This is a genomic window from Pyrinomonas sp., assembly GCF_040289685.1.
Taxonomy (GTDB): domain Bacteria; phylum Acidobacteriota; class Blastocatellia; order Pyrinomonadales; family Pyrinomonadaceae; genus Pyrinomonas.
In genome coordinates this window covers 51,286-74,551 of the sequence record NZ_PSLQ01000005.1, presented here as the reverse complement: position 1 = coordinate 74,551, position 23,266 = coordinate 51,286, and the positions used below count along the sequence as shown (strand labels likewise).

The following is a 23,266-nucleotide window of genomic DNA, read 5'->3' as shown; positions in this document are numbered from 1 at the left end:
GAACACGCGAGCGCTGCGCTCAGCTATGCCCGAGCTACCAGAAGTCGAACTCGTCGCACAAGCGTTGAGGGAGTTCATCGTAGGTCGAAGCTGGACCTGCGCGACCATTCTGCGCCCGCGCCTTCTTCCAGATTCGACGCCGGAACGCTTCGCTGAAAGATGCCGCGGGGTGAGCGTCGTTGACGTGCGCCGCCGCGGCAAATACATCATCATCGAACTCGATAACGGCTTCGCGCTGCTGGTCCATCTGCGAATGTCCGGTCGCCTCCTGATCCTTCCGCCAGATCGCCCCCTGCCGAAGTTCACACACGCTATCTTCGAGATGGATGATGGGAGACGGTTCATCTTCTCCGACCAGCGCCACTTCGGAATGATGAAGCTCGTCGCAGCCGACCAGCTCGCGCAGGAGTTTCAGAAGCTGGCGCCTGAACCCTTCTCCGAAGATTTTTCAGCGGAGTATTTGCGAACGACGCTCGCCCGGTCGCAACGCACGCTCAAAGAGACGCTGCTCGATCAATCGAAAGTTGTCGGCTTAGGCAACATCTACGCGGCGGAAGCGATGTTTCTCGCGCGCATCAACCCGTTCATCAAAGCGGCACGGGTATCGCCGCGCCGCGTGTCGCGCCTTCATTGCGCCATTCTCGAAGTGCTCGCCGAATCGATCGCGTATGGCTCGACGCTCAACGTCGATCCAACCAATATCGACGGCAGCTACTACGGCGGAGCGTACGAGGGCCGGTGGCGCGTGTATGGACGCGAGGGCGAAAGGTGTTTCGTTTGCGGAGCACTGATCAAAAGGGCAGCGCAGGCCGGGCGTTCCACCTACTTCTGCCCGCGTTGCCAAAAAAGATGAGTTGCTGACCGATTAGCATCGCGTTTTGAAAGCGCGATGGTCAAAGTCTAAGGCTCGGCCATCGAGGTTGGGCGTTCGCGCAGCCGAGGGTTGAAAACTGCGAGGCTTCGAAACAGACGCTAGACAAGTCGGTTATCCTGTTCACATAAAGGTGCGGCCCCGTAGTCCAAAAAGCAGCGCCCTTGCCACGAGCGTGTTGCCAGGCGCGGCGGGAAATCACGAGAGGTGGACATCGGAGGTTGCCTCTGCGCAAGGCCAGTGGATAAAACGGAAAGCAACCGGGGCACGCTGTTACACGACAGCGTGCCCACAAATTGCAGAACGGTCTAGATCCGAACCGGTACGGACGAAGGCGGAATCGGGGCCGCTACTCGCTCCCCTATCCGCCTCACATAGTTGAACTTTAAGCAGCAATCTTGGGAAGAAAGCTTTCGCCCGCCTTCAGCCTCAAGCCGAAATTGTCGGCGATCGTTTGACCGATGTCGGCGAGCGAACGGCGCGTGCCGAGATCGACGCCGCGTCGCGTGCGCTTGCCGACCACGAGCAATGGCGTGAACTCGCGCGTATGATCCGTGCCGCGAAAAGCCGGATCGTTGCCGTGATCGGCGGCGAGGATCAATAGATCGTCCTCCTTGAGCGCCGCTTCGATCTCCGGCAGTCGCTCGTCGAAATACTCAAGCGCGCGTCCGTAACCTTCGACATCGCGGCGGTGACCGTAGAGCATATCGAAATCGACCAGGTTAGTGAAGATCAGTCCGCGCGTCGGCTCTTTAAGCGCGGCGATGGTCTGATCGATTCCTTGGGCGTTATCTTTGGACGGAAGCGATCGCGTGACGCCGACGTAATCGAAGATCGAAGCGATCTTGCCGACCGAAACGACATCCAGATCAGCATCGGCCAACGTGACGAGCAGGTTCTCGCGCGGCGGAGGCACGGCGAAATCTCGGCGCCGCTCCGTGCGACGGAAGTTTCCGGGCGCGCCGACGAAAGGACGAGCGATGACGCGCCCGACCTCATGCTCTCCGCGCAAGATGGCCCGCGCTTTCGCGCACATCGCGTAGAGGCGTTCAACGGGGATCACCTCTTCATGTGCCGCGACTTGAAAAACTGAATCAGCCGACGTATAAACGATCGGTTTGCCGGTCCGCATGTGTTCTTCGCCGAGTTCAGCGATGATCTCCGTTCCGGAAGCGGGCACGTTGCCGAGCACGCCCGGCACGCCCGTCTCGGCGATGAACCGTTCGATGATCGCTGGCGGAAAACCTTGCGGGTAGGTCGGGAAGGGACGCTCTAGAATGATGCCGGCGATCTCCCAATGGCCCGTCGTTGTATCCTTGCCGTTGGAAAGAAGCGCACATCGCCCATAACAGCCCGCCGGCTGGTCCACTGGTCCGATGCCACGCAGTGGACGGATGTTGCCGAGTCCCAAGCGCTGCATGTTCGGTAAGCGAAGCCCGCGTTGCTCGGCGATGTGTCCCAAAGTGTCTGCCCCTTGATCGCCCCACTCGTCGGCGTCCGGCATCGCACCGATGCCGACGCTGTCAAGAACGATCAAGACGACGCGCTCGAAAGGTCCTCTTGCTCTCATCATCTTCTCCTGAAAGAACTATCTCCGTTTACGCACCAACTGCACAACCGTCTCGATGTGATGAGTTTGCGGGAACATATCGAAGAGCGAGATGGCCTGAAGAGCGTACCCCTGCTCGACGATCTTGCGTACGTCTCGCGCCATGGCCGCCGGATCACATCCGACGTAAGAGATGCGTGCCGGAGCGAGCTGCAACACGCGCGCAACCGTTTCGTTCTCCAATCCGGCGCGTGGCGGATCGAGCAAGACGAAATCGACCGGCCCGGCGATTTCCGCTGCGCGTAACCAATCCAACACGGACGCGCACCGCACTTCGATGTTGACGGCATCGGCGCGCTGCGCGTTCACGCGCGCAAAGCGACAAGCGGATGGATTCTCTTCCACAGCAACAACGCGCGCAGCGCGCTTTGCCAGCGGCAACGTGAACAACCCAACCCCGCTGTATAGATCGAGCGCAAGATCGCCACCTGCGCCATCGGTTGCCGCTCGGATGAGTGGAGTCAAGACGTGCTCATTGACTTGAAAGAAGCATTCGGCGTCAAGGCGATAGGTCATGCCGTTCACCGTACGCTGCACCGCGCGCGGTTGTGCCCCCCATTCGGGCACAAGCTCTCCCACCGACGAGGGAGCAAGCGAGATGCTGCCGTCATCTCCAGCGAGCGCGTGAACCGACCGTACCGAAGGCGGCAAGCGACCGAAACGGTCGCGCTCGCCTAGCGCCACCAATGCCTTCATCAAAGGCGGCGCGAGCACGGGACATTCCTTGATCTCGACCACTTCGTGCGATCCGCGCATGAAGTAGCCAATTCTTCCAAACTCCCGATTCAACTGCCATTCGGCTCGCGACCTGTAGCCCCACTGCGCTGGCGACGGCACAACACTCAAAGGATCTGACTCCAAGCGCGCGATGCGGCGCAAACAATCGCGCACGATCTCGACCTTGGCGGCCAGTTGCGCGTTGTAGTCCAACTGCTGAAAGTCGCACCCACCGCAGCGCCCGAAGAACGGGCAGCGCGGCGCAACCCTCGCAGGCGAAGGCTCGATCAGTCGAGCGATGGAAGCGAACTGAACGCGCGAAGAGACGCGCTCAATTCTGACGCGCGCGCGGTCTTTCGGTGCCGCCAGCGCAACCATGATCGTTGCGCCATGCGCGTGAGCGAGTCCCCATCCGCCCGGAACGATCCTTTCGATTTCAACCTCTATTTCCTCTCCGATGCGCATTGGTCCCAGTTTAGCTTCGCGCCGTCAAACCGACAAACGAAGAGCGGCGTTCGGTTCGGAAGGAGGGGTTGCCGTTTGCTAGGGAACGAGAGCATCGAAACCGCTCCGCTGGAGCGGGTCAATTCGATCGAGGTTGTTATCCGTTAGCGGACGAAGGGATTTTGATCTCGGTCTCGGCAGGACTCTTGCGCCGATCCAGCGATCTTGGAAGCGGTGATAAACGCTTGCGCTCACAAAACGCCATGCAGCTCAAAGGCGTTTCGAGCAGTTCATAAACAAAAGCGAGCGCTTTACGCTTACACAGCACAGCGCAGCTCGAAGGCTTTCGCGCGCTTTGATCGCTTCGCCCGCCGCTGTTAACGCCCGACGCGCAAGCCGATAATCAAAAAGAGCTAGCCCGTCCGAAGGACGAGCTAGCTTTGAGGTGTGTGGATCGGCCCCACACGGTGCTGGAATTTATCGGTTCTTGCGACGGCGACGCGCCCACATTCCCGTTCCGGCCATTCCCGTGCCGAGCAACAAGAGCGTGGCCGGTTCCGGTATGGGCTGGCCAACGGGAGCCGCCAGCCCCGTAACGAGCAATCCGTTGCCGATTTGGCCGATGAGCGTGGCCGCTCCGGTGGCCAGATTGATCTGGTATAGCGAAGAAAAAGTCGCGCCGCGCGGCGTGAGCGCAGCGTAAGCGATCCCGGTCAACCCTGATATGTCGAACCCAGCGATGCTTTCGGCATCAATGCCGAGCGAACCGACGAGGTTGAGCGTCCCATTGTTGGGCGGGTTTTGGATGAAGAGTTGATCCGTAGATGAATCGATCACGTAAAGAGTGGTAGTCGTCGCTCCAGCGAAATTGTTCGTGTAGGCGGCGGCGACGACGTTCGGATTGCCCGGATTGAGCGTACCATCAACGATGGTCGCGCCCGTATCGACGTTGATCCGCAAGTTTTGATCGGCGTCGCTGACTACTCGCAGTCGGTCGGGAACCGGATTGAAGTCAACGCCGAAAGAGCTTCCGACGGGCGTCGTCGTCGTCTGCGACTGAAAGACGGCGACGCCGGTCAGAGGATTCAAGATGTAGATTCTTCCTTGGTTGGTGATGCCATAGAGTTGACCGTTGGCCGGACGCCGATCGATCCCGATCAAGGTCTCACCTGACACTAAGCCGGTGATGGCCGCCGTGTTGGTGATCGTGCCGGGCGCGGCGCTATCGAAAGTGACTAACGTGTTGGCCGAGGTCAACGCGACGAGAGGTTCAGCTTCGGCTCGTCGCGTCGCGCCGACAAGGCAGAGTAAAAGGGCGATCAGTGCTAGCAGCCCCCATCGTGTGTGGATCATCTTCAATTGCCTCCGTATCCTGCAAGTGATCTCGTCTGCTCAGGTCCTTGAAAGCGCATTCCAGATCACAATTGATTCAAAGAGGATGGCAGACCACTGCCGTCAACAAGATCAAAAGGGCGGAATGGCTCAAGCGTCTAGCTGTCGCACAAGCGCTTGCCAACCGAAAAACGCTCCTGACAAAATGAAACGCTCGGCCATTCCGCAGTGCGGGCCGCCTTGTCTACTTGCGCCGACGACGCCTCAAAGCGGCACCGATGCCAGCCAAACCGGTGCCTAGCAGGACCATTGTGGCCGGTTCGGGAACGGGCACGACAGCTCCCGGCCCATCAATGGTCGCCGTGAAGGCACCGGAATCTTCAAACGGTATGCCCGGCCCACCGTTCTTGCCCGTGACGACCAGAATGTAGTTCATTCCGGTTGACAACGTGCGCGTGAAGCCGGAGCGGGTCGTATCGCCCATGAGATCGTCATTGGCGACGACGAAATTGGTCAGAGGGCTTGAGGGGTTGAAGGAGGTAACATAAAGGACCAAAAACGGATCGTAGTTGACTGGTTCGAGCGATTGCAAGACGAACGAGTACGATCCCGGCGCCGACACCGAAAAGGCGAAGGCTTTGTAAGGCACGCTCGTCCCCAGGGGCGAAAGCATGGTCCCGCTCTCTTCCGGACGATTGAAACGTCCGTCGGAGTTGGTGAAAGTGTTGCCTGTGAACGTAAAAGTTGCGGCCTGTGCCAAGCTCAAAGCGCTGAGGATCAACAGAGCGGCAAACGCCATCTTGAAACGCATGGTCTATTCTCCTCCTTGATCGAGAATTTTCTTCGCCTATCGGATGGCACCGTTAAGACGGTTCGGGAAGAAACCAAAACCAGCCGACCGACCCCCGAGATAGACGATGCTGAGAACTTGCGTCGGCGTGCGGCTGAAAGCGATGCCGTTGGCATCTGCCGGGACGATGTTAGCCTTGCCGTTCATCACGATGCCCTGATCGAGATCAGCCGGACCGTCGGCCGCATCGCGCAAGTCCGAGATGCGCTGCGCAGCGTCGAAGAACCCGCGTGCGTAGAGCACCGTGCGAATGTTGCTCGCATGGTAAGCTTCCACCGCGAGGATGCCGGCAGCGGCTTCCAGAAAGTCTTTGTTTGACAGAAAACGCGCAGCCCCTTTATACGCCGTGACGCCGACGTCCTCGAAAATGTAGGCAGCGAGCAAGAAGTTGTTCTCGTTGGCGTATGGGTCGAAGGTTTCGGTTGGACCGATGAGGCCCGCGGCCCGCGCCGCCTTGGTGAAGCTATCTTGTAGATCGATGGTCGGACGCGCCACCGCGACGTTGCCCAAACCGGCGCGCAAGAAGCGGACGTGAGCTTCTTCGTCGGCGGCGATCTCTTCAGCGTACTCGCGTATGCTCTCCGTCGCGAAAGGCACTTGACGCCCGCCGATTACGGGACCGAGCCTGCCTGTGCCCGTTACGTCGCTGTCGCTCAAGCCACGACCGAAAGCGGCGCGAAGGTAGAATTCGGCTTCGAGGTACTCCAAGTTGAGAGCGAAATTGAGGATTTTGACGTCGTTGAGTTCGCCGCTCTGCGCTAGTAAATCCACCTCTCCGAGGTGAGTTGCGCCCAGAACGCCGAGCCCAGCTACTCCCGCTTGTTTCATGAACCGGCGACGAGTCGCGCGGCTTTGACGAATCTTCTCCAAAAGATCGGACATAAAATACTCCCTCCTTTCAAGCGCATGAAGACAAAGGTCGGCCTTCGTGCGCGACGGTGGTGATCGCAGCTTCAGTCTGTTTGGTGGGCAAGCCGTGTTCGCCCACATTATTCTTTTTCTGAATATATGTACGAATGCCAGCAGTCGATCGGATTTACCCCAGCGGCTTGAATTTCAAAGGATCGCACGCTCCGCACACCGACAAGAGCCGCGTCCACCGTTTCCGCGAAGAATCGATGTGGTCGAAGCTCGACCGAGCGCATACCGAAAGGCATCGCTGCGAAACAACCGAAGGCTGTGTTATACTCTCGAAGCTCTGAAGAGTTGTGGGCCATAAGCTTGCGCGAAAAGCGTCTCTTTTCGCGTCGAACTGGTGAGGTGGTAGAACCACGATTCAAAAACGAGTCCGACGTCGAACTCGTTCGCGCCATCGCTCAAGGCGACGAACAAGCGTTAGCTGCTCTCTATGACCGCCATGGACCAACCCTATTCGGCCTCCTGCTCCGTATATTAAATGACAGGTTGGAAGCCGAGGACGTTCTGCAAGACGTTTTCGTGCAAGTTTGGCAAGAGGCCTGTCGGTTCGACGAATCGCGTGGACGTCCTTTCACTTGGTTGGTGACGATCGCGCGCAGTCGAGCCATTGATCGGGTGCGTGCTCGCGGCTCGCGCGACCGTAAAGAGACGGAAGCGAGTCGTGCAAACTGGGAGGAGACATACGACATCGCCGACGATGCGATCCGTTCGGAAGAGAGCGAATTGATCCATCGCGCGCTCGCTGAAATCCCCCGCGAACAGCGCGAAGTGATTCTGCTCGCTTACTTTCACGGACTATCGCAATCGGAGATCGCATCGCGCACAGGCACGCCGCTCGGCACGATCAAAACGCGCATGCGCGCTGGGATCAAAAGGTTGAAAGCGATCTTATGCCAAAAGATACATGGAAGAGGGGACGAGAAAAACTGACGCGTTGCGATGACTTTCCCCGAGCATCGCACGGTCATGCAAGAAGAGAATGAACCACGAAGAATTCACAGAATTGATCGAACTCGAAGCGCTAGGCCAGCTCGATGAAAGTCAACGTCGAGCGCTGGAAGAGCATCTTGAAAGCTGCGCCGCGTGTCGCGAAGAGTTCGCTCAAACCAAAGATGCAGTGGCGATGTTGGCCTATCTCGTCCCACCAACGGCGCCGCCCGAACGAGCGCGGCGAAAGATCATCGCGCGCATCCGCCGGGAAAGATTCTCGCTCATCTCTTCCGAGCCGAGAACCAATGACCGAAGGCAAGGGCGACCATGGTGGCGATGGGGGCTACTTGCTGCATCGCTTGCTCTGCTCGTCTTCGGCACGCTCCTGCTTCTGCTTTGGCAAGAACGACAGCGGACGAAAGAGGAACTCGCGCGTCGCGAAAGCGCTCAGCGTCAGTTGCAAGAGCAGATCAAAGTTTTGGAAGAGAACCTCGAGCGCGAACGCCAACTGCGTCAACTGTTGTCTGACCCGAACACGCGCGTCGTGGAACTTTCCGGCACGAACGTCGCGCCGCAAGCCCGCGCCAAACTCGCCTACGACGCGCGTACTGGCCGCGCTGTGCTCTTCGCCACCGATCTTCCGCCGACGCCGCCAGACAAAGCTTATCAACTCTGGTACATCACGCCTGAAGGCAACGCGCTCCCCGGCAACGTCTTCCGGCCCGAGGCCGGAGGTCGCGCCGAGATCGCCGGATCAGTTCCATCTGCCGGACGCGCAGTCAAGGTTTTCGCCGTGACGCTGGAGCCAGCCACTGGCATGCCGGCCCCGACCGGGGAAAAATTTCTGATCGGCACAATTTCTTAACACTCGCGCAAAACTGCCAGCATACATTCATACGTAAATTAGGAGGTCGAACGAAATGAGTGCGGCCAGAGTGGCAACCGCTGGCCGGAAGCTTTCGCGGCTTCATTTTGGTTCCCCGGTTTGCTCAGCAAGGCCGGTCACAGGAAACAATCTCTCAGAGGGGGAAGATCAAGATGAAAACCAAAATGATGCAACTAGCTTTCGTCGCCATCGCCTGCGTGGCGTTTGCGGCTTCCACGCTGGCCCAGACCATGCAACAGTCCGGACAGATGGGCATGCAAGATGACATGTCCATGCAGGCCAGCAAAGACATCGTCGAAGTCGCGATGAGCGATCCGCGCTTTTCAACGCTCGTCTCGCTCGTTCAAAAAGCGGGCTTGGTCGATACATTGAAGGGACCGGGGCCGTTCACCGTCTTCGCTCCGACCAATGATGCCTTTGCGAAGATTCCGAAGAAGAAACTCGATGAGTTGATGAACAATCCGGACAAACTCCGTTCCGTGCTCCTTTATCACGTCATCAACATGAAAGTGACGGCCAGCGATGCGCGAACCATGCCGGCACCAACTGCTGCCGGGGCGCAACTGAGCGTCAAAACGAGCATGCGCGGCGGTATGAAGTCCGTCATGGTCGACAACGCCAAAGTGATCCAAGCCGACATCATGGCATCGAACGGCGTCATTCACGCCATTGATACCGTGTTGATGCCGAAGATGAATAAGATGGGCAAACAAAGGTCTGCAAGGATGCGCTAGGTCTCCTTTGCGGTCCGAAAGTAATAAAGCCCGCTCATCGCGAGCGGGCTTTATTACTTTCATCGAGAAGCCAATTTCAACCGCACGAACGAGCGGATTAGGGGTCATCTTCTGGCCCAACGCCGAAATAGCGCATCCATTCGTCCAGATCATCTTCGACTTTGAAGATGGGCCGGTCTTCATCCGATCTAGCTGACAGCTCTTCCACCTTGCATCGGAACTGGTCGCAGCTTATGACCTGCACGCCGCAACGCCGAACGTAATCGGCGAGCGTGCGGTCCGAGGTGACGACGATCAACGTCTGTCGGTCGCGAGACCTTTCGACCAACGCTTTGATCCGTTCATCCGCATTCGACCAACGCATCGCGTAAAACACGGTGATGCCGCGATAACGCGAACCATCGGGGAAAAAAGGATCCGGGGCACCATCGAAGACGACCGAAACCGATACGCCTTTGGTCATCGCAAACCAAGCTAACTCTTCCAAAAGTTGACGCCGTGCCCGTTGAATGTTGCGGTGCCAACCGACGCGCCGCGCCATCATGTTGTTTCCGTCAATGAGGTATGGCATAGGACCACCTGTGTGGAGAATCGGCCATAGCCCGCGCGGGTGAGCTACGGCGCTTTCTGCCATTGTCGCACGACGGAGACGAAAGGTGTCAATAGCGCGCTCGTTCGCAGCCTGAGGGTCGCCTCTTCCGAATGAGGTTGATCCCGAGTTCAGTCGCCATGGAGAGGACAGACGCAAGGGAAAGGTTGAACGAAATTCGGACTGGATCAAGCCTTGCGAAGTCAAATCCTGCTCTGCCCGTAATCACAATACTCGACGATGGGACAACGCTCGCAGCGTGGCTGGCGCGGGCGACAGATGGTGCGCCCTAAACGGATCAAGTTGATGTGAAACGAATAGAACTTGCCGGACGGGACCACGCGATCCATGACAGCATGCGCGCGAGCTGGCGAGCAACGCTCCGGCAACAGCCCGAGGCGCCGAAGCACGCGGAAGATGTGCGTGTCGATGGGAAAGATCTCTTTGCCGCAGGCGAACAGCAATGTGCAAGCGATGGTCTTCGGACCGATGCCGCGAAATTGCGCTAGATACGCCGCCGCTTCCTGCGTCGGCAGGGCGCAGAGAAAAGAGAGGTCTAACGAACCGCGCTCTTCTTTCAACTGACGCAGCAGGTCTCGAATCACGACGGCTTTTTGATTGGCCAGTCCGCCGATGCGAATGGCGGCGGCGATGGTCGAGAGCCGAGCCGAAAGCAGATCCTCCCAACGCGGGAAGCGCCGCTTCAAAGCGGCAAAAGCGCGGTCGCTGTTCGTGTCGCTGGTCGCTTGCGACAGTATGACGTTGATCAACGTTGCGAGCGGATCACCCCACTGTCGAGGCTGAGGCTCGCCGAAGGCGAGTTCGAGATTCCGTATGATCTGCGCAAGCGGTTTTTCTTCCAACGCTTGTGCGACGTGCTCGTCGAAGCTCTTGCCGCGACTTCTCGCGCCGCCTCGTTGGCGTCGCCGTTCGCTTCTCGCCACGACGCTTTCATCAGCCGATTCAGAACCGGCGATGTGAATACGCTCGCGACCAGACGTGACCTGCCGCGTCGCTCGTTTGCGCGCTCGGCGACCCCCCAACCCCTTCATGCACCGCCCCCGGTCAAGACCTTCTCGTAAAAAGCGATGTAGCGAGGGATGATGAGATCCGTGCTGTAGCGTTCGAGCGCGCGCTGGCGGGCGCGCCGCCCCATCTGTTGCCGTCTCTCCGGATCGCGCAGCAGCGCCACTGCGTCAGCGCTCATCTTCTCGACGTCGCCAACGTCGCTGAGCAAGCCGGTTTCCCCTTCCACGACCACTTCCGGCACGCCGCCCGTGCGCGAAGCGATGACCGGGACCTCACACGCCATCGCTTCGAGCGCCGCTAGACCGAAGGACTCATGTTCAGATGGGAGCAGAAGCAGATCGGCAACCGATAGGTAATCAACGATGCGCGGTTGCTTGCCGACGAAAGTACAGGCTTCGGCAACGCCCAAGGAGCGAGCGCGATGCTCGACGCGCGCGCGCTCAGGTCCGTCACCGACCATGACGAGACGCACCGCCAGCTTTTGAAGCAAAACGCGCGCTAATATCTCGACGCAATCGGCTGGGCGCTTCACGGGACGAAAGTTCGAGACGTGGACCAGAAGATGTTCGCCGCGCGGCGCAAGCTGCGCGCGCAATTCGGGAAAGGGTCGCCGACGGTACTCCTCACCGCAAACGAAATTGGGGATCACTTCGATCCGATCGAAACCAAAAGTTTCGATGGTCGCGCGCTTCAAGTATTCCGAAATGGCCGTCACGCCGTCCGATTCTTCCAGACAGTAGCGCGTGATCGGCAAATAGGACCGATCCGCGCCGACCAGCGTGATGTCAGTCCCGTGCAACGTCGTGATGACGGGCAAACGGCGCTCGGCGCGCAAGACCTCACGCGCTAAGATGGCGCTCACCGAATGCGGGATGGCGTAATGGACGTGCAGCAAGTCAAGTCGTTCGGCCTCCGCCACTTCGACCATTTTGGTCGCCAACGCGAGCGTATAAGGTTGATGCTCGAAGAGCGGATAAGACATCATCTCCACTTCATGAAAGTGGATGCTCTCGTTCAGCTCGGTCAAGCGCGTCGGCAACGCTGATGAGATGAAGTGGACCGTGTGGCCGCGCCGCGCCAGCTCTTTGCCCAGTTCGGAACCGACGATGCCGCTGCCACCGTAGCTCGGATAGACCGTGATGCCGACTCTCATAACATGTGCACGGAGGCGCCGAAAAGTTCAAGAGGCAGACGACCCTCGCTATCGCCTGCCTCTCGTCTCGCCCACCTACCCGTAGAGGATAGGTGAGCGAGACTGCTTGCAAACTACTTCTATCGGGCACGCTTGTCAAGGGCATGCACACAAAGGACTTGACAAAGGTCCGCGCAACCAGAGCTTTTCAGCCGACGGGCGCCGAAATCGGCCCCAGCGGCTTTTGGCCTTTCTCGATCCCGCGCGACATGCGCTCTCGTATCCAAAGAGGTATAATAATCGCCTAGGAGCGAAAGATGCCGAAGATAGCCGACATTCAAGAGACGCCCAACCCAAATGCAGTCAAGTTCGTGCTGCGCGAGCCGGTGTCTAACGCGCCACGCTCTTTCCAGAACGCGGACGAGGCCGCGAACGACCCGCTCGCCAAAAGGTTGTTCGACATCGGCCACGTCGTGTCGGTCTTCTACATGGACCGCATGATCACGGTCGAAAAGGACGACGAGGTTGATTGGGACGAGCTTTTGCCGAAACTCGCCGAACCCATTCGCGCTGCGGCACCGCTCGGCGAGCAAGTCTCAACGCCCAAGGCGATGATCGAAGCGGCGGCGAGCGACGATCCTCGTCTGCAACAGATCAACAAGATCCTCGACGAACGCATACGTCCCGCACTAGTCGGCGACGGTGGTTGGCTTGAAGTGGTCGGTCTCGATGGAAACACGTTGACCGTTCACTACCAAGGCGCGTGTGGCAGTTGCCCAGCTTCAGTGACGGGCACGCTCATGGCCATCGAGGGGATACTGCAGCGCGAAGTAGATCCGGATTTGGAAGTGATCGCCATCTAAAGGTCACCGGACCGCCTATGCCAAGCTGCGCTTTGGAGCGGCAGGACCAGCCCTTGCTTGCGCTCTGTCTCGCGGTCGCTCGAACCTACGAGTAGATATTCATCGGGCGCGTCAACAACGCCACTGGATCATCGACGTTCAACGCTTCGTGCACGTAGAAGGCTTCGCCAGCCGCGACGCCGATCAACGCGCCGTAGTAACGCATGCGCCATTCGATCTGCTCGAGAAACTCTTTGCGACTGATGCGCGTCTGCGGTTCATCGGCGTCCGGACGGTAGAACTGCGAGGCATGCGCGCGAATGGCGGCCATCTTCTGCTCAACGAAATCCGAAACGTCCACGATGAACGAAGGGACGACGCGGCGTGAGTGGACCGGATGAGCGATGGCGGGCATCCTGATCGTCTCCTGTCCGTGATGCTCATCGTACCGGCGCATGGTCGCCAACCGCGCCGCTTCGCGCACGATGCGGCTCGTATTGGCGTGGTCCGGGTGTGGGTCGTCCCAATGAGGCGCGAAGACAACGCGCGGACGGTAAGCGCGCAACACGCGCACGACGGCGCGCCGCGCCTCTTCCGTGACGTGTAGGTGGCCGTCCGGCAACTCCAAGTTGAGGCGCACGTCCAACCCGAGAAGGCGCGCCGCTTCGCGCGCTTCCTCGGCTCGCACTTCGGGCGTCCCGCGCGTGCCCATCTCGCCGCGCGTCATATCAACGATGCCCGTGCGGTAGCCAAGAGATTTCAACTTCAGCAATGTTCCGGCGACGCTCAACTCGGCATCATCCGGATGCGAAAAGATCGCCAGCACGTCCAATCCGTTCGATTCCATCTGTTCACCTGCAATCGCTTGAAGAAACGCCCCGAAAGTTTATCTACCACATCTCAACACCGCACGCGAAGTGGAGCAAGGCGAGTTTCGCGCCGGCTCGGCTTCGTGCGCCGCTCGGCACGCGAAGAGGAGCAAAAACTGCGCAGCGATTGCGGCTGTTCCCGGCGTTCATCTTATACTTGATGCTCGGCGTATGTTGGAATTCGACGTAATTGTTATCGGCGCTGGAATCGCTGGATTAGCGGCAGCAGAAAGGATCGGCGAAGCGGGACGTCGCACATGCATCATCGAAGCGCGCGAACGCATTGGCGGACGTGTGTACACGACCGGTTCGCCCGCGAGCGTGCCAATTGAATTGGGCGCGGAGTTCATTCACGGACGCCCGCCTGAACTGTGGTCCATCGTGCAAACGACCAAGCTGCGCATTGCTGAGGCGCGCGGCGTGAGCTGGTGCGCCCAAGATGGCAAGCTCGCGCCATGCAGCGAATTCGCGCGCGTGGGCGCAAGCATGAACCTGATTCTCGAACACGCGCCGCCGCCGGACCAACCGGACGTCCCTTTTCAGAAGCTGCTCGATGTTTATTTCGCCGAAGAACGTTTCGCTGAAATGCGCGCGGCAGCGACGCGCTATGTCGAAGGTTTTCATGCAGCGCGGGCCGAACGCATCAGCGCGCAAGCCTTGGTTCGTGGCGAAGCAGCTTCCGCCCGAACAGAAGGGGGTCGCGCCTTCCGTTTGCTCGACGGCTACGGAAAGGTAATCGAACATTTGTGCGCACGTTTGAGCGGCGATGTTCGCCTTGAGCTTTGCACTGTGGTCGAAAGGATCTATTGGGAACAAGGCGCGGTCAGCGTCTGCGCGCAAAGGGCCGATGGTACGGGCGCGACTTTCCGCGCTCGCGCCTGCATCGTGACGATCCCGCTCGGCGTCCTTCGCGCTTCGCCCGATGCCCGCGGAGCCATTCTCTTCTCTCCCGATCTTTCGGAGAAACGGGCCGCCATGCTCAAAATCGAGGTCGGTCAAGTCGTGCGCCTCAACCTGATCTTTCGCCGTCGTTGGTGGCCGGAATTTCTTCGCGCAAGATATGATCAGCGAAAAGCGACGGAGCGGATGGGCTTTCTTTTCGCGCGAGATGAGCCTTTTCCGACTTGGTGGACGCAGCATCCAGCGCACACGCCCGTGCTGGTCGGTTGGGCAGGTGGCAGCCGCGCCGAAAGGTTGCTCGCTAGCGGCGACGTCGTCGAGCAAGCCATAAGTTCCTTGTGCCGTATCTTCGGCAGCGAGCGGCGCGAAATGGAAGCGCTCATCGAAGAGGTTCGATGGCACGACTGGTCCGCTGATCCGTTCGCACGCGGCAGTTATTCGTACATCGGAGTCGGTGGGCTTTACGCGCCGCAGGCGTTGGCTCAGCCAGTGGCTGACACGCTCTTTTTCGCTGGCGAAGCGACGAACACAGCGGGACACGAAGCGACCGTGCACGGGGCGTTGCAGACCGGTCAGCGCGCTGCAGAAGAGGTGATCGCCGCGCTCGCTAAAAAGAGTTGAAGAGGAGACCCATCCTTTTCTTCGGAAGAGGGCTCGTCTTCTCTTCGGAATCGGGCGCCTCTATTCCCCATGCGTCAAGCGCAAGATCCGAAAGCGGACCCGTGCTCTATGCGAAATCCATCGGAGGCCATTTTCAGCGCGCCCGTTTCGTCAAACGATGCAACCGCTCGGCAGCAGCGAGCAATGTCTCTTCCTTTTTGCAAAAGCAGAACCGCACCTGTTGTGCTCCACGTGCAGGTTGACTGTAGAAAGAGGAGCCAGGCACGCAAGCGACGCCCACGTCGCGCACGAGAGCGCGCGCAAACTCGATATCATTGCTGAAGCCAAAGTGGCTGATGTCGGTCATGATGTAGTATGCGCCGTCGGGACGCCAGACGCCGAAGCCGGCTTCTTCGAGCGCGCCGAGCAGCAGTTCACGTCGGCGCGCGTAATCGCGGCGCAACGCGGCATAGTACTCGCGCGGCAGATGCATCGCCGCCGTTCCAGCCGCTTGCAATGGAGCGGCGGCACCGACGGTGAGAAAATCGTGCACCTTGCGAATCGCGCTGGTGATCTTTGGCGGCGCGATGCAGTAACCGACGCGCCAGCCGGTTACCGAATAGGTCTTCGACAAAGAGTTGACGATCACCGTTCGCTCGCGCATCCCAGCGATCTGCGCCATGGAGATATGCGCGCATGGCTCGTACACGATGTGCTCGTAGATCTCATCAGTCAAACAGAGCGCGTCGTATTCTTGGCAGAACGCGGCGATGCTCTCCAGCTCCTCGCGCGTGAAGACCTTGCCCGTAGGGTTGTTCGGATTGCAGAGGATGATCGCTTTAGTCCGACGGTTGAAGGCGCGACGCAATTCCTCCGGATCGAACTCCCAGCGCGGCGGATGAAGCGGCACGTAGCGCGGACGCGCCCCCGAAATGATCGCATCCGGCGCGTAGTTTTCATAGAACGGCTCGAAGATGATCACCTCTTCATCGGGATCGACCGTCGCCAGCATCGCCGCGATCATCCCTTCGGTCGAACCACACGTAACGGTGATCTCCGTTTCAGGATCGATTTCGAGTCCCAACGACCAGCGAACCTTGTCAGCGATCGCTTGGCGGAAAGGTTGCGCCCCCCACGTGATGGCGTACTGATTGACGTCGCCGGCAATCGCTTCGATGGCCGCCCGTTTGATCTCTTCGGGCGCGGCGAAGTCCGGAAAGCCTTGGGCCAGATTGATCGCGCCGTACTTGATCGCTTCGCGCGTCATCTCGCGAATGACCGATTCGGTGAACAGGCCCGCCTTGCGCGAAACGTGCTCTTTTTTCGGCTCAAGAGCGCTCATCTGTCCTCTCCTTTGTGTCGCTCGATTGTACCGAAAGAGGCTGGCAAAAAGCACCGTTTCGCGTTGACGCTGCCGCGTGGGGTTTGCTAACTTTCCCGCAGTCGGAAAACCGATCAAAGAGTGAAGATGAAGATCGTGATTCTGGGGTCGGGCACCTCCGTGCCGCATCCGAAACGCACGGCCTCTGCCCACTGGCTGGCCACCGAAAAGACCACGCTGCTGCTCGACTGCGGAGCGGATGCAGCTCATCGCATGGCCGCGCACGGACTCGCGTGGGAGGATCTCGGGGCGATCTGGCTCAGCCACTTTCACTTGGACCACATCGGCGGCCTGCTTCCTTTTCTCTTCGGCACCAAGTACGCGCCGCAGACCCAATCCCGCCGCCATCCGCTCGTCATCTACGGTCCGCGCGGGACGGCGCTCCTGCTCCAACGACTCGACCGCGCCAACGACTACGATCTGCTGGACCAGCCTTTTCCGCTCGAGGTGCGCGAAGTCAAACCAGACGAAGAGTTCGAGATTGGCCCACAACTCACGGCGCGCGCGTTCAAAACGCCGCATACCGACGAAAGCCTCGGCTTACGCTTGACCGACGAGCGCGGGCGCATCGTCGTTTACACCTCCGATACGGGTTTCGACGAAAAGTTGGCGACCGAAGCGCAAGGAGCATCGTTGCTCATCATCGAATGCTCGTTTCGGCGCGATAAACCCGTCGCCACGCATCTGGAGTTCAACGAAGCCGCTGAGATCGCAAAGCGTGCCGGCGCGGACAAAACGGTGTTGGTTCACCTCTACCCTGAATGGGATGACGCCGAGACGAACGCGATCAACGGTCTTAGGCTCGCCGACGATGGACTCGAAATCGAGCTTTGAAAGATTGCGCTGTCGTAGGTTGACCTGCGGATAAAGCGCAGCGCGTGCCCTTTGATTCAATCCCTTTGCGGCGCGTCGCTGTACCGATCACAGCTCGATCTAAGGCGCGGATCGAGCTGTGGCGATGCGCGAAGCGTCGAAAGTTCATACGAGGATGAAAGCTAAACTGATAGTCAATCCGGTCTCCGGGACAGATTCCGCTCCAGACTACTTGCAAACGATCAATCAGAGTCTGCGGCAGAAGTTCCTCGATCTTGACATCGTGATGACCACCGGCGCGGGCGATGCGATGCAAGCCGCCGCGCGCGCCGTCGAACAAGGTTGCACCCATTTGTTCATCGCTGGCGGCGATGGGACGTTGAACGAAGTCCTCAACGGCGTCATGCGTCTTGACGAAACTTCAACCGGCGTCATCTTCGGCTTGATACCGCTCGGAACGGGCAACGATTTCGCCGTCGCCCTCGGGTTGCCTGAGGACGTGCCGACGACGCTCGACATCTTGCTTGCCGGACGCACCGTTGAAGTCGATGTCGGACAATTGAACGACAGATTCTTCGTCAACGTCTCGGCGGGCGGGTTCATCGCCGAAGTCTCCGATGCCGTCGATCCGCGCTTGAAAAGCTTAGCTGGCAAGCTCGCTTACTTGGTCGGCGGCGCGCAAGTGCTCTTCGACTACGATCCGGTCGAAACGAGCGTGCAGATCATCGAAGAGGAGAAATCCTTCGCGCTCACGATGCAGATGTTCGCTGTCTGCAACTCGCGTCTGATCGGCGGAGGGCGGATGATCGCGCCCGATGCGCGCATCGACGACGGACTTCTCGATGTTTGTCTCATCGAAGCGATGCCGACGCTCGATTTCATCGGCTTGCTGACGCGCGTGTCGAGCGGCGACCATGTAGAAGAAGAACGCGTCCACTATTTCAAGGCGCACGAACTGAGAATGGAGTTCGCGCGCGCAGTCAAGGTGAACACGGACGGCGAGGTGTTCGAAACGCGCGAGTGCCGCTATCGTGTGTTGCCCAAAGCAGCGCGCTTCATCGCCGGCGAAGTGCCCTATTCATCTGATGACGCGACGTCGCAGTGACGCGCTTGGCTCGACGATGGATGCCTCATCGCGGTCTTCGCGTGGCGAGAGGCTGAGGTTCTGTTGTGAAAGCGACGCCAGATCATCGTTTTGCAACATCGCTTCCAACATCCCTGAAGGGCGCCGAAAGATTCGCTCCGCAAGCATCCAGCGGTAGTTCCGCTCTTCCGCTTTTGGCGTTAGAATTTGTGTCGTTATGCGGTGCAGTCTGGGTTTCGCTTGCATCCTCATTGCGGCGCTTTTTCTCCGCTCCGGCGCGGAATCCATTTGGTTCTCTTCGACTTGGGGCGACGACGCGGCGCTGCTCGAAACGGGAGCGCTTGCGCGCACGCCCGCGCCACGCGTGCCGCGCGAAATCAAGATCGTTTCGTACAACATACGCTGGCGCAGCGGCCAGGAATTGGAAGAGATCATTCGTCTTCTTCAAACCGATGTCGAGATCGGCAGCGCACAGATCATCGGATTACAGGAAGTCGATCGCCGAAAGAAGCGCAGTGCCTACACCAACACGGCGCGCTTGATAGCGGAAAGGCTCGGAATGAACTACGCTTGGGCCGCGCCGCCACAAGCGGCTGATGTCACAGAAGAGGAGACGGGCGTAGCCCTGTTCAGCCCTTATCCGCTGACCGAGATCGAAAGGCTCGTACTGCCGCACCCAGGTCCGCGCGCACGGCGTCGCGTCGCGCTGGGAGCGACGGTTCAACTCGCGCCCGACCGTTCGGTGCGCGTCTACGTCGTTCACTCGGAGACGCGCATTGAAGTTTGGCAGAAGATGGAGCAATTGCGCACCATCTTGAAAGACCTCGAACGACGTTCGCCGATCAACCGAGCCATCGTGCTCGGCGATTTCAACACGGCTGAAGTCGCCGCGATCAAAGGCACGCGCCGTCTCTTCGAGCAAGCGGGGTTTGCGACGCCGTTTGCCGACGATCAACCGACTTGGCAGTTCACAACGCTCGGGCTGAAGATGCTAGACCTTAAGCTAGATTGGATCTGGTTGCGCGGTTTCAAACCCACAGCTTGGGGCATCGCGCGCCGCATAGATTACTCCGATCATTGGCCGCTCTGGATCCGTGCCGAGTTGAATTGAAATGCGCTTGGCAGGAACGGCAGTGCTTACAGTCAACGGGCGAAGCGAGCGAAGGGACCGAATCGAACATTCCGGATCGCCGCGTCAGCCTTGAATCGATTGCGGGAAGGTGCCGAATTCGCACCTGAAGGCAAGCGACCTAGGGCTATTAGGGCTATTGTCGAGGAGACACGCGATTGTTTATCATCCGAAGATCTCGTTTGAACTCTGCTGGTTCGAGGTCAAATGGTGAAAAAAGCAGCGGTTGCTCTGATCGCCCCCGTTACAGTTCTGTTGATCGCCCATGCGCTCGGCGCGCAAGATGTCCGACAAAACGACGTGCTCGAGCTGCCGCGCCTGTTGCAGTTGCCGGGACTGCAAGCGCGCGTAAGCCTGCGTCGCGATGGGCGCGGCATTCCATACATCGAAGCCCAAACCGAAGATGATCTGTACTTCGCGCAAGGCTACGTGACGGCGAGCGATAGGTTGTGGCAGATGGACCTGCTGCGGCGCACGGCGCGCGGCGAGTTATCGGAGATCTTCGGCAAAACGACGCTCGAAGAGGACAAACGCCGAAGACTGTATGGCTTCGCATCGCTGGCCGAAGCGGCTTACGCCAAGGCGTCGCCTGAAACGCGCCGCGCCCTTGAAGCTTATGCGCGCGGCGTCAACGCTTTGATCGCGTCGCTTACCGAAGAACAACTTCCGGCAGAATTTCGCCTCTTGCGTTATCGCCCGCGCGCGTGGCAACCAACCGACTCGATCGTCGTTGGGAAGATATTCGCCGAAGTCCTCTCGACGACTTGGCAACTGGACCTGATGCGGGCCTCGCTGCTCGATCTTCCAGCAGAGAAGCGTCGCCAGTTGCTGCCAAGCGCGTCGCCGCTCGACGTCATCATCGTCGGGAGCGATCAACGGCGTGGACGGCCCGCGTTCGAGCAATCGAGCCGCATCGAAGTGGCCCACACGTCCGCTTCCGTGAGCCCATCGGTGCTGGCCGAGATGAAGCGCGCGATGGAGCTGGACCGGCGCGCGCTCGAAAGAGTCGGGCTGTACGTCGAGGATCTTGCCGCAAGCAACAACTGGGTCGTGGCGGGCGCACGATGAGCGGGCAACCGCTGCTCGCCAACGATCCGCACCTACCCGCGTCCGCGCCTTCCATCTGGCACATGGTTCACCTATCCGCCCCGGGCATGCGCGTGGCCGGGGTGACGGCGCCGGGCGCGCCGGGCGTCATTCTGGGCCACAACGAACGCATCGCATGGGGCGCAACCAACCTCGGTCCAGACGTACAAGACCTTTACCGCGAGAAGTTCGACCGCGCCGACCCGCGACGCTACCAGACGCCGCGAGGCTGGCAAGTTGCCGAGATGCGCCGCGAGGAGATCAAAGTCAGGCGCAACTTCACCGATACAGCGACGGATGTCGTGGTCCAAGAGGTGGCCGTCACGCGCCATGGACCGATCATTATCGAGCGCGGTGACGAACGCTACGCCCTGCGATGGACCGCTCTCGATCCGAACGCCATTGAGTTCGAAGCCTTTTACCGGCTCAACCGAGCGCGCAACTGGGCCGAATTCTGCGCCGCTTTGCGTCAGTATCGCGGCCCGACTCAGAACTTCGTTTACGCCGATGTCAACGGTCACATCGGTTACTACGGGGCTGGCATGATCCCCATCCGCCGTTCAGGCGATGGCAGCTTGCCGTACGACGGAGCGACCGACGAGGGCGAATGGATCGACTATATTCCGTTTGAAAAGTTGCCGCATGTTTTCGACCCGCCTTCGGGTGTGATCGTTACGGCCAATAGCCGCGTCGTCGGCCAAGATTATCCGTACCATTTGACGCACAATTGGTCCGCGCCATACCGTTCTCGCCGGATATACGAACTGCTGACCGCCAAAAGCAAATTGAGCATAGAGGACTTCGAACGGATTCAAGGCGACACTTATTCCATCGGCGGGCACCTGTTTGCGCGCGAAGCCGCAACGCTGCTCCGTGACTATGCTACCGATGAGGCGACGAAGCGCGCCGCTGACACGCTCGCCAGTTGGGATGGCAAGCTCGAGCCCGCTTCGCGCGCCGCGCCGCTCGTCGCCGAAATGAAGCAAGCTTTTCGTCAGCGCATCATCGCCGCAGCGATCGGACCGGAGCGTGCGCGCGATTTCCGTTGGGGCAACGAGGCGACCTTGCTCGACCGATTGATCGTGGAACGTCCGGCGGAATGGTTGCCCAGCGAATTCAAAACCTATCGAGAACTGGTGCGCGCCTGCTACGACGATGCACGTCGGGCGCTGATCGCGCGTTTGGGCCAAGACGAAAACGCATGGACTTGGGGGCGCTACGCTCAAGCCCGCTTTCCACATCCGCTCGCCTCCATCCCGTTGATCGGACAGGCGTTCGCCATCCCCCCTGTGCCGCAACGCGGTAGCGGCAACGGATTGATCGCGACGATCAACGTCGGAGCGGGCGTCTCGATGCGCTTCATCGCCGATGCGAGCGATTGGGATCGGACGCGACAAGGGATCGCGCTCGGCGAATCGGGCGCTCCATCAAGCGCACACTGGAAAGATCAACTCGAAGAATGGCTCGCCGCGCGCCCGAGCGCTTTCCCCTTCTCCGCCGAAGCCATCGCTGCCATGTCGAAACTCGTCACGGTGTTCTCCCCGTTGACGACAGCGAACGGGAAATAAATGGATCCTTCTCGCGTAAGAGAACGGCGGCGGATGCTTCTCCTAGTTCTGCGTTCCGAGCCCTGAACTCTGAGGTCTCTCGCGCACAATGAGAGCAACGGACAGACCGAAAGGATCGCGCGCAAACCACACGGAACGAGCGCGCCTCTTTTGCGCCATCGAGCTTCCCGCCGAGTTGCGCGCGCTCATCGCGGCCCGAAGCGAAAAGCTGCGTTCGTCTGCGTATGGAACGGCAGCGCGGTGGGAAGCGAGCGAGAAACTTCATCTGACGCTCAAGTTCTTGGGCGAGATCGAGACGACGCGGCTGTCGGCGCTGGCGCTCGCCGTCCAAAGAGCGACCGAACGAATCGCGTCCTTCGAACTACAATTGGGCGGACCAGGAGTCTTTCCGCCGCGTGGACCAGCACGCGTGCTCTGGATCGGCCTGAACGATCCGACCGGACGACTCGCCGCGTTGCAACAAAAGCTCGAAGCGGAGTGTCGCAAACAGGGCTTTCCGCCGGAGACCAAATCCTTTCATCCGCACGTCACCATCGCGCGACTTCGCACGCAAGCGCCGCCGCTCCTCGCCCTCCATCTGGAGACGGCGATCGAGAGTCGGCGTTTCACCGTTCGAGAGGTCGTCATCATGCGCAGCGAGCTTCGCCCCGAAGGCTCACGTTACACCTCGCTCGCCTCGTTCGACTTGGGCCATGAAGTTTAACCATCGAACGGCCCGCTCGCTTCAAAACAGGCATCTGAGTTGCGCGTTGAAGGAGCGCGGCGGCGCGTAGTTGGTTCCGCCGAAGACCGAAAGGAAGTTGTACAAACCAATGCGGTTCGTCAGATTGAGCGCGTCGAGTTGCAGGCGAAGGCGACGCGACGAGGACCTCGCGAGATCGTAACCGACGGAAAGATCGGATGTCGTGCGCGCGCACACGGGGTCCTCTGTGATGAACGTACTGCCACCAATC

At 59.6% G+C, this 23,266-nt stretch carries 21 protein-coding genes and 1 pseudogene; 11 read left to right on the top strand and 11 right to left on the bottom strand.

The window, feature by feature from the left end; all coding sequences use genetic code 11:
* Window positions 1–25: 25 nt before the first annotated feature.
* Complete coding sequence (gene mutM, locus C4334_RS02555) at window positions 26–853, top strand: bifunctional DNA-formamidopyrimidine glycosylase/DNA-(apurinic or apyrimidinic site) lyase (RefSeq protein WP_352430512.1); 828 nt, start codon at window positions 26–28, stop codon at window positions 851–853.
* 403 nt (window positions 854–1,256) lie between these two features.
* Here the strand turns inward: mutM and C4334_RS02550 are convergent, their stop codons facing one another.
* The 5 genes from C4334_RS02550 to C4334_RS02530 form a co-directional block, all read right to left on the bottom strand.
* Window positions 1,257–2,444: a phosphopentomutase gene (locus C4334_RS02550; RefSeq protein ID WP_352430511.1), complete on the bottom strand. Its 1,188-nt coding sequence runs from the start codon at window positions 2,442–2,444 to the stop codon at window positions 1,257–1,259.
* Window positions 2,445–2,459: 15 nt separating this feature from the next.
* Complete coding sequence (locus C4334_RS02545; protein WP_352430510.1) at window positions 2,460–3,662, bottom strand: class I SAM-dependent RNA methyltransferase; 1,203 nt, start codon at window positions 3,660–3,662, stop codon at window positions 2,460–2,462.
* 456 nt (window positions 3,663–4,118) lie between these two features.
* Window positions 4,119–4,994, bottom strand: coding sequence for a DUF4394 domain-containing protein (locus C4334_RS02540; protein WP_352430509.1), 876 nt, complete (start codon window positions 4,992–4,994; stop codon window positions 4,119–4,121).
* Between the two features lie 223 nt (window positions 4,995–5,217).
* Entirely contained in the window at window positions 5,218–5,784 is a 567-nt protein-coding gene (locus tag C4334_RS02535; RefSeq protein WP_352430508.1) for a PEP-CTERM sorting domain-containing protein, read from the bottom strand.
* Between the two features lie 36 nt (window positions 5,785–5,820).
* Complete coding sequence (locus C4334_RS02530) at window positions 5,821–6,705, bottom strand: ferritin-like domain-containing protein (RefSeq protein WP_352430507.1); 885 nt, start codon at window positions 6,703–6,705, stop codon at window positions 5,821–5,823.
* A 378-nt stretch (window positions 6,706–7,083) separates the two neighbouring features.
* Here C4334_RS02530 and C4334_RS02525 point away from each other — a divergent pair, with 378 nt between their 5' ends.
* The 3 genes from C4334_RS02525 (at window position 7,084) to C4334_RS02515 (ending at window position 9,291) form a co-directional block, all read left to right on the top strand.
* Window positions 7,084–7,671 carry a sigma-70 family RNA polymerase sigma factor gene (locus C4334_RS02525; RefSeq protein WP_352430506.1) on the top strand — a complete coding sequence of 196 codons (588 nt, stop codon included), beginning with the start codon at window positions 7,084–7,086 and terminating at the stop codon, window positions 7,669–7,671.
* Between the two features lie 49 nt (window positions 7,672–7,720).
* Complete coding sequence (locus C4334_RS02520) at window positions 7,721–8,536, top strand: anti-sigma factor (protein WP_352430505.1); 816 nt, start codon at window positions 7,721–7,723, stop codon at window positions 8,534–8,536.
* Window positions 8,537–8,787: 251 nt separating this feature from the next.
* Entirely contained in the window at window positions 8,788–9,291 is a 504-nt protein-coding gene (locus tag C4334_RS02515; RefSeq protein WP_352430522.1) for a fasciclin domain-containing protein, read from the top strand.
* A 97-nt stretch (window positions 9,292–9,388) separates the two neighbouring features.
* Here C4334_RS02515 and C4334_RS02510 read toward each other — a convergent pair whose 3' ends face one another.
* The 3 genes from C4334_RS02510 to bshA form a co-directional block, all read right to left on the bottom strand.
* Window positions 9,389–9,862: an NYN domain-containing protein gene (locus tag C4334_RS02510; protein ID WP_352430504.1), complete on the bottom strand. Its 474-nt coding sequence runs from the start codon at window positions 9,860–9,862 to the stop codon at window positions 9,389–9,391.
* A gap of 221 nt (window positions 9,863–10,083) precedes the next feature.
* Entirely contained in the window at window positions 10,084–10,824 is a 741-nt protein-coding gene (locus C4334_RS02505; protein ID WP_352430503.1) for an endonuclease III domain-containing protein, read from the bottom strand.
* A gap of 104 nt (window positions 10,825–10,928) precedes the next feature.
* Window positions 10,929–12,062 (bottom strand): N-acetyl-alpha-D-glucosaminyl L-malate synthase BshA, encoded by a 1,134-nt coding sequence (gene bshA / locus C4334_RS02500; protein ID WP_352430502.1) that lies wholly within the window; start codon window positions 12,060–12,062, stop codon window positions 10,929–10,931.
* 296 nt (window positions 12,063–12,358) lie between these two features.
* Here bshA and C4334_RS02495 point away from each other — a divergent pair, with 296 nt between their 5' ends.
* Entirely contained in the window at window positions 12,359–12,904 is a 546-nt protein-coding gene (locus tag C4334_RS02495; protein ID WP_352430501.1) for a NifU family protein, read from the top strand.
* A gap of 85 nt (window positions 12,905–12,989) precedes the next feature.
* Here C4334_RS02495 and bshB1 read toward each other — a convergent pair whose 3' ends face one another.
* The gene (bshB1, locus tag C4334_RS02490) at window positions 12,990–13,730 is read right to left on the bottom strand and encodes a bacillithiol biosynthesis deacetylase BshB1 (protein ID WP_352430500.1); all 741 of its coding nucleotides are present in this window, start codon (window positions 13,728–13,730) and stop codon (window positions 12,990–12,992) included.
* Between the two features lie 193 nt (window positions 13,731–13,923).
* Between bshB1 and C4334_RS02485 the strand changes: the two genes are divergently transcribed.
* Window positions 13,924–15,273: a flavin monoamine oxidase family protein gene (locus C4334_RS02485; protein ID WP_352430499.1), complete on the top strand. Its 1,350-nt coding sequence runs from the start codon at window positions 13,924–13,926 to the stop codon at window positions 15,271–15,273.
* A gap of 133 nt (window positions 15,274–15,406) precedes the next feature.
* Here the strand turns inward: C4334_RS02485 and C4334_RS02480 are convergent, their stop codons facing one another.
* Complete coding sequence (locus C4334_RS02480; RefSeq protein WP_352430498.1) at window positions 15,407–16,594, bottom strand: pyridoxal phosphate-dependent aminotransferase; 1,188 nt, start codon at window positions 16,592–16,594, stop codon at window positions 15,407–15,409.
* Between the two features lie 126 nt (window positions 16,595–16,720).
* Here C4334_RS02480 and C4334_RS02475 point away from each other — a divergent pair, with 126 nt between their 5' ends.
* From C4334_RS02475 to thpR, 5 genes and pseudogenes are all read left to right on the top strand, one after another.
* The gene (locus C4334_RS02475; RefSeq protein ID WP_352430497.1) at window positions 16,721–17,467 is read left to right on the top strand and encodes an MBL fold metallo-hydrolase; all 747 of its coding nucleotides are present in this window, start codon (window positions 16,721–16,723) and stop codon (window positions 17,465–17,467) included.
* Between the two features lie 154 nt (window positions 17,468–17,621).
* Window positions 17,622–18,551: a diacylglycerol/lipid kinase family protein gene (locus C4334_RS02470; protein WP_352430496.1), complete on the top strand. Its 930-nt coding sequence runs from the start codon at window positions 17,622–17,624 to the stop codon at window positions 18,549–18,551.
* 196 nt (window positions 18,552–18,747) lie between these two features.
* Window positions 18,748–19,641: an endonuclease/exonuclease/phosphatase family protein gene (locus C4334_RS02465; RefSeq protein ID WP_352430495.1), complete on the top strand. Its 894-nt coding sequence runs from the start codon at window positions 18,748–18,750 to the stop codon at window positions 19,639–19,641.
* Between the two features lie 225 nt (window positions 19,642–19,866).
* Window positions 19,867–22,313, top strand: a pseudogene (locus tag C4334_RS02460) (penicillin acylase family protein).
* Window positions 22,314–22,401: 88 nt separating this feature from the next.
* Window positions 22,402–23,016 carry an RNA 2',3'-cyclic phosphodiesterase gene (gene thpR / locus C4334_RS02455; protein WP_352430494.1) on the top strand — a complete coding sequence of 205 codons (615 nt, stop codon included), beginning with the start codon at window positions 22,402–22,404 and terminating at the stop codon, window positions 23,014–23,016.
* A gap of 21 nt (window positions 23,017–23,037) precedes the next feature.
* On the opposite strand, the gene C4334_RS02450 is transcribed toward thpR, so the two are convergent.
* A complete protein-coding gene (locus tag C4334_RS02450; protein ID WP_352430493.1) occupies window positions 23,038–23,232 on the bottom strand; it encodes a hypothetical protein in 195 nt (64 codons plus the stop codon).
* Window positions 23,233–23,266 lie beyond the last annotated feature (34 nt).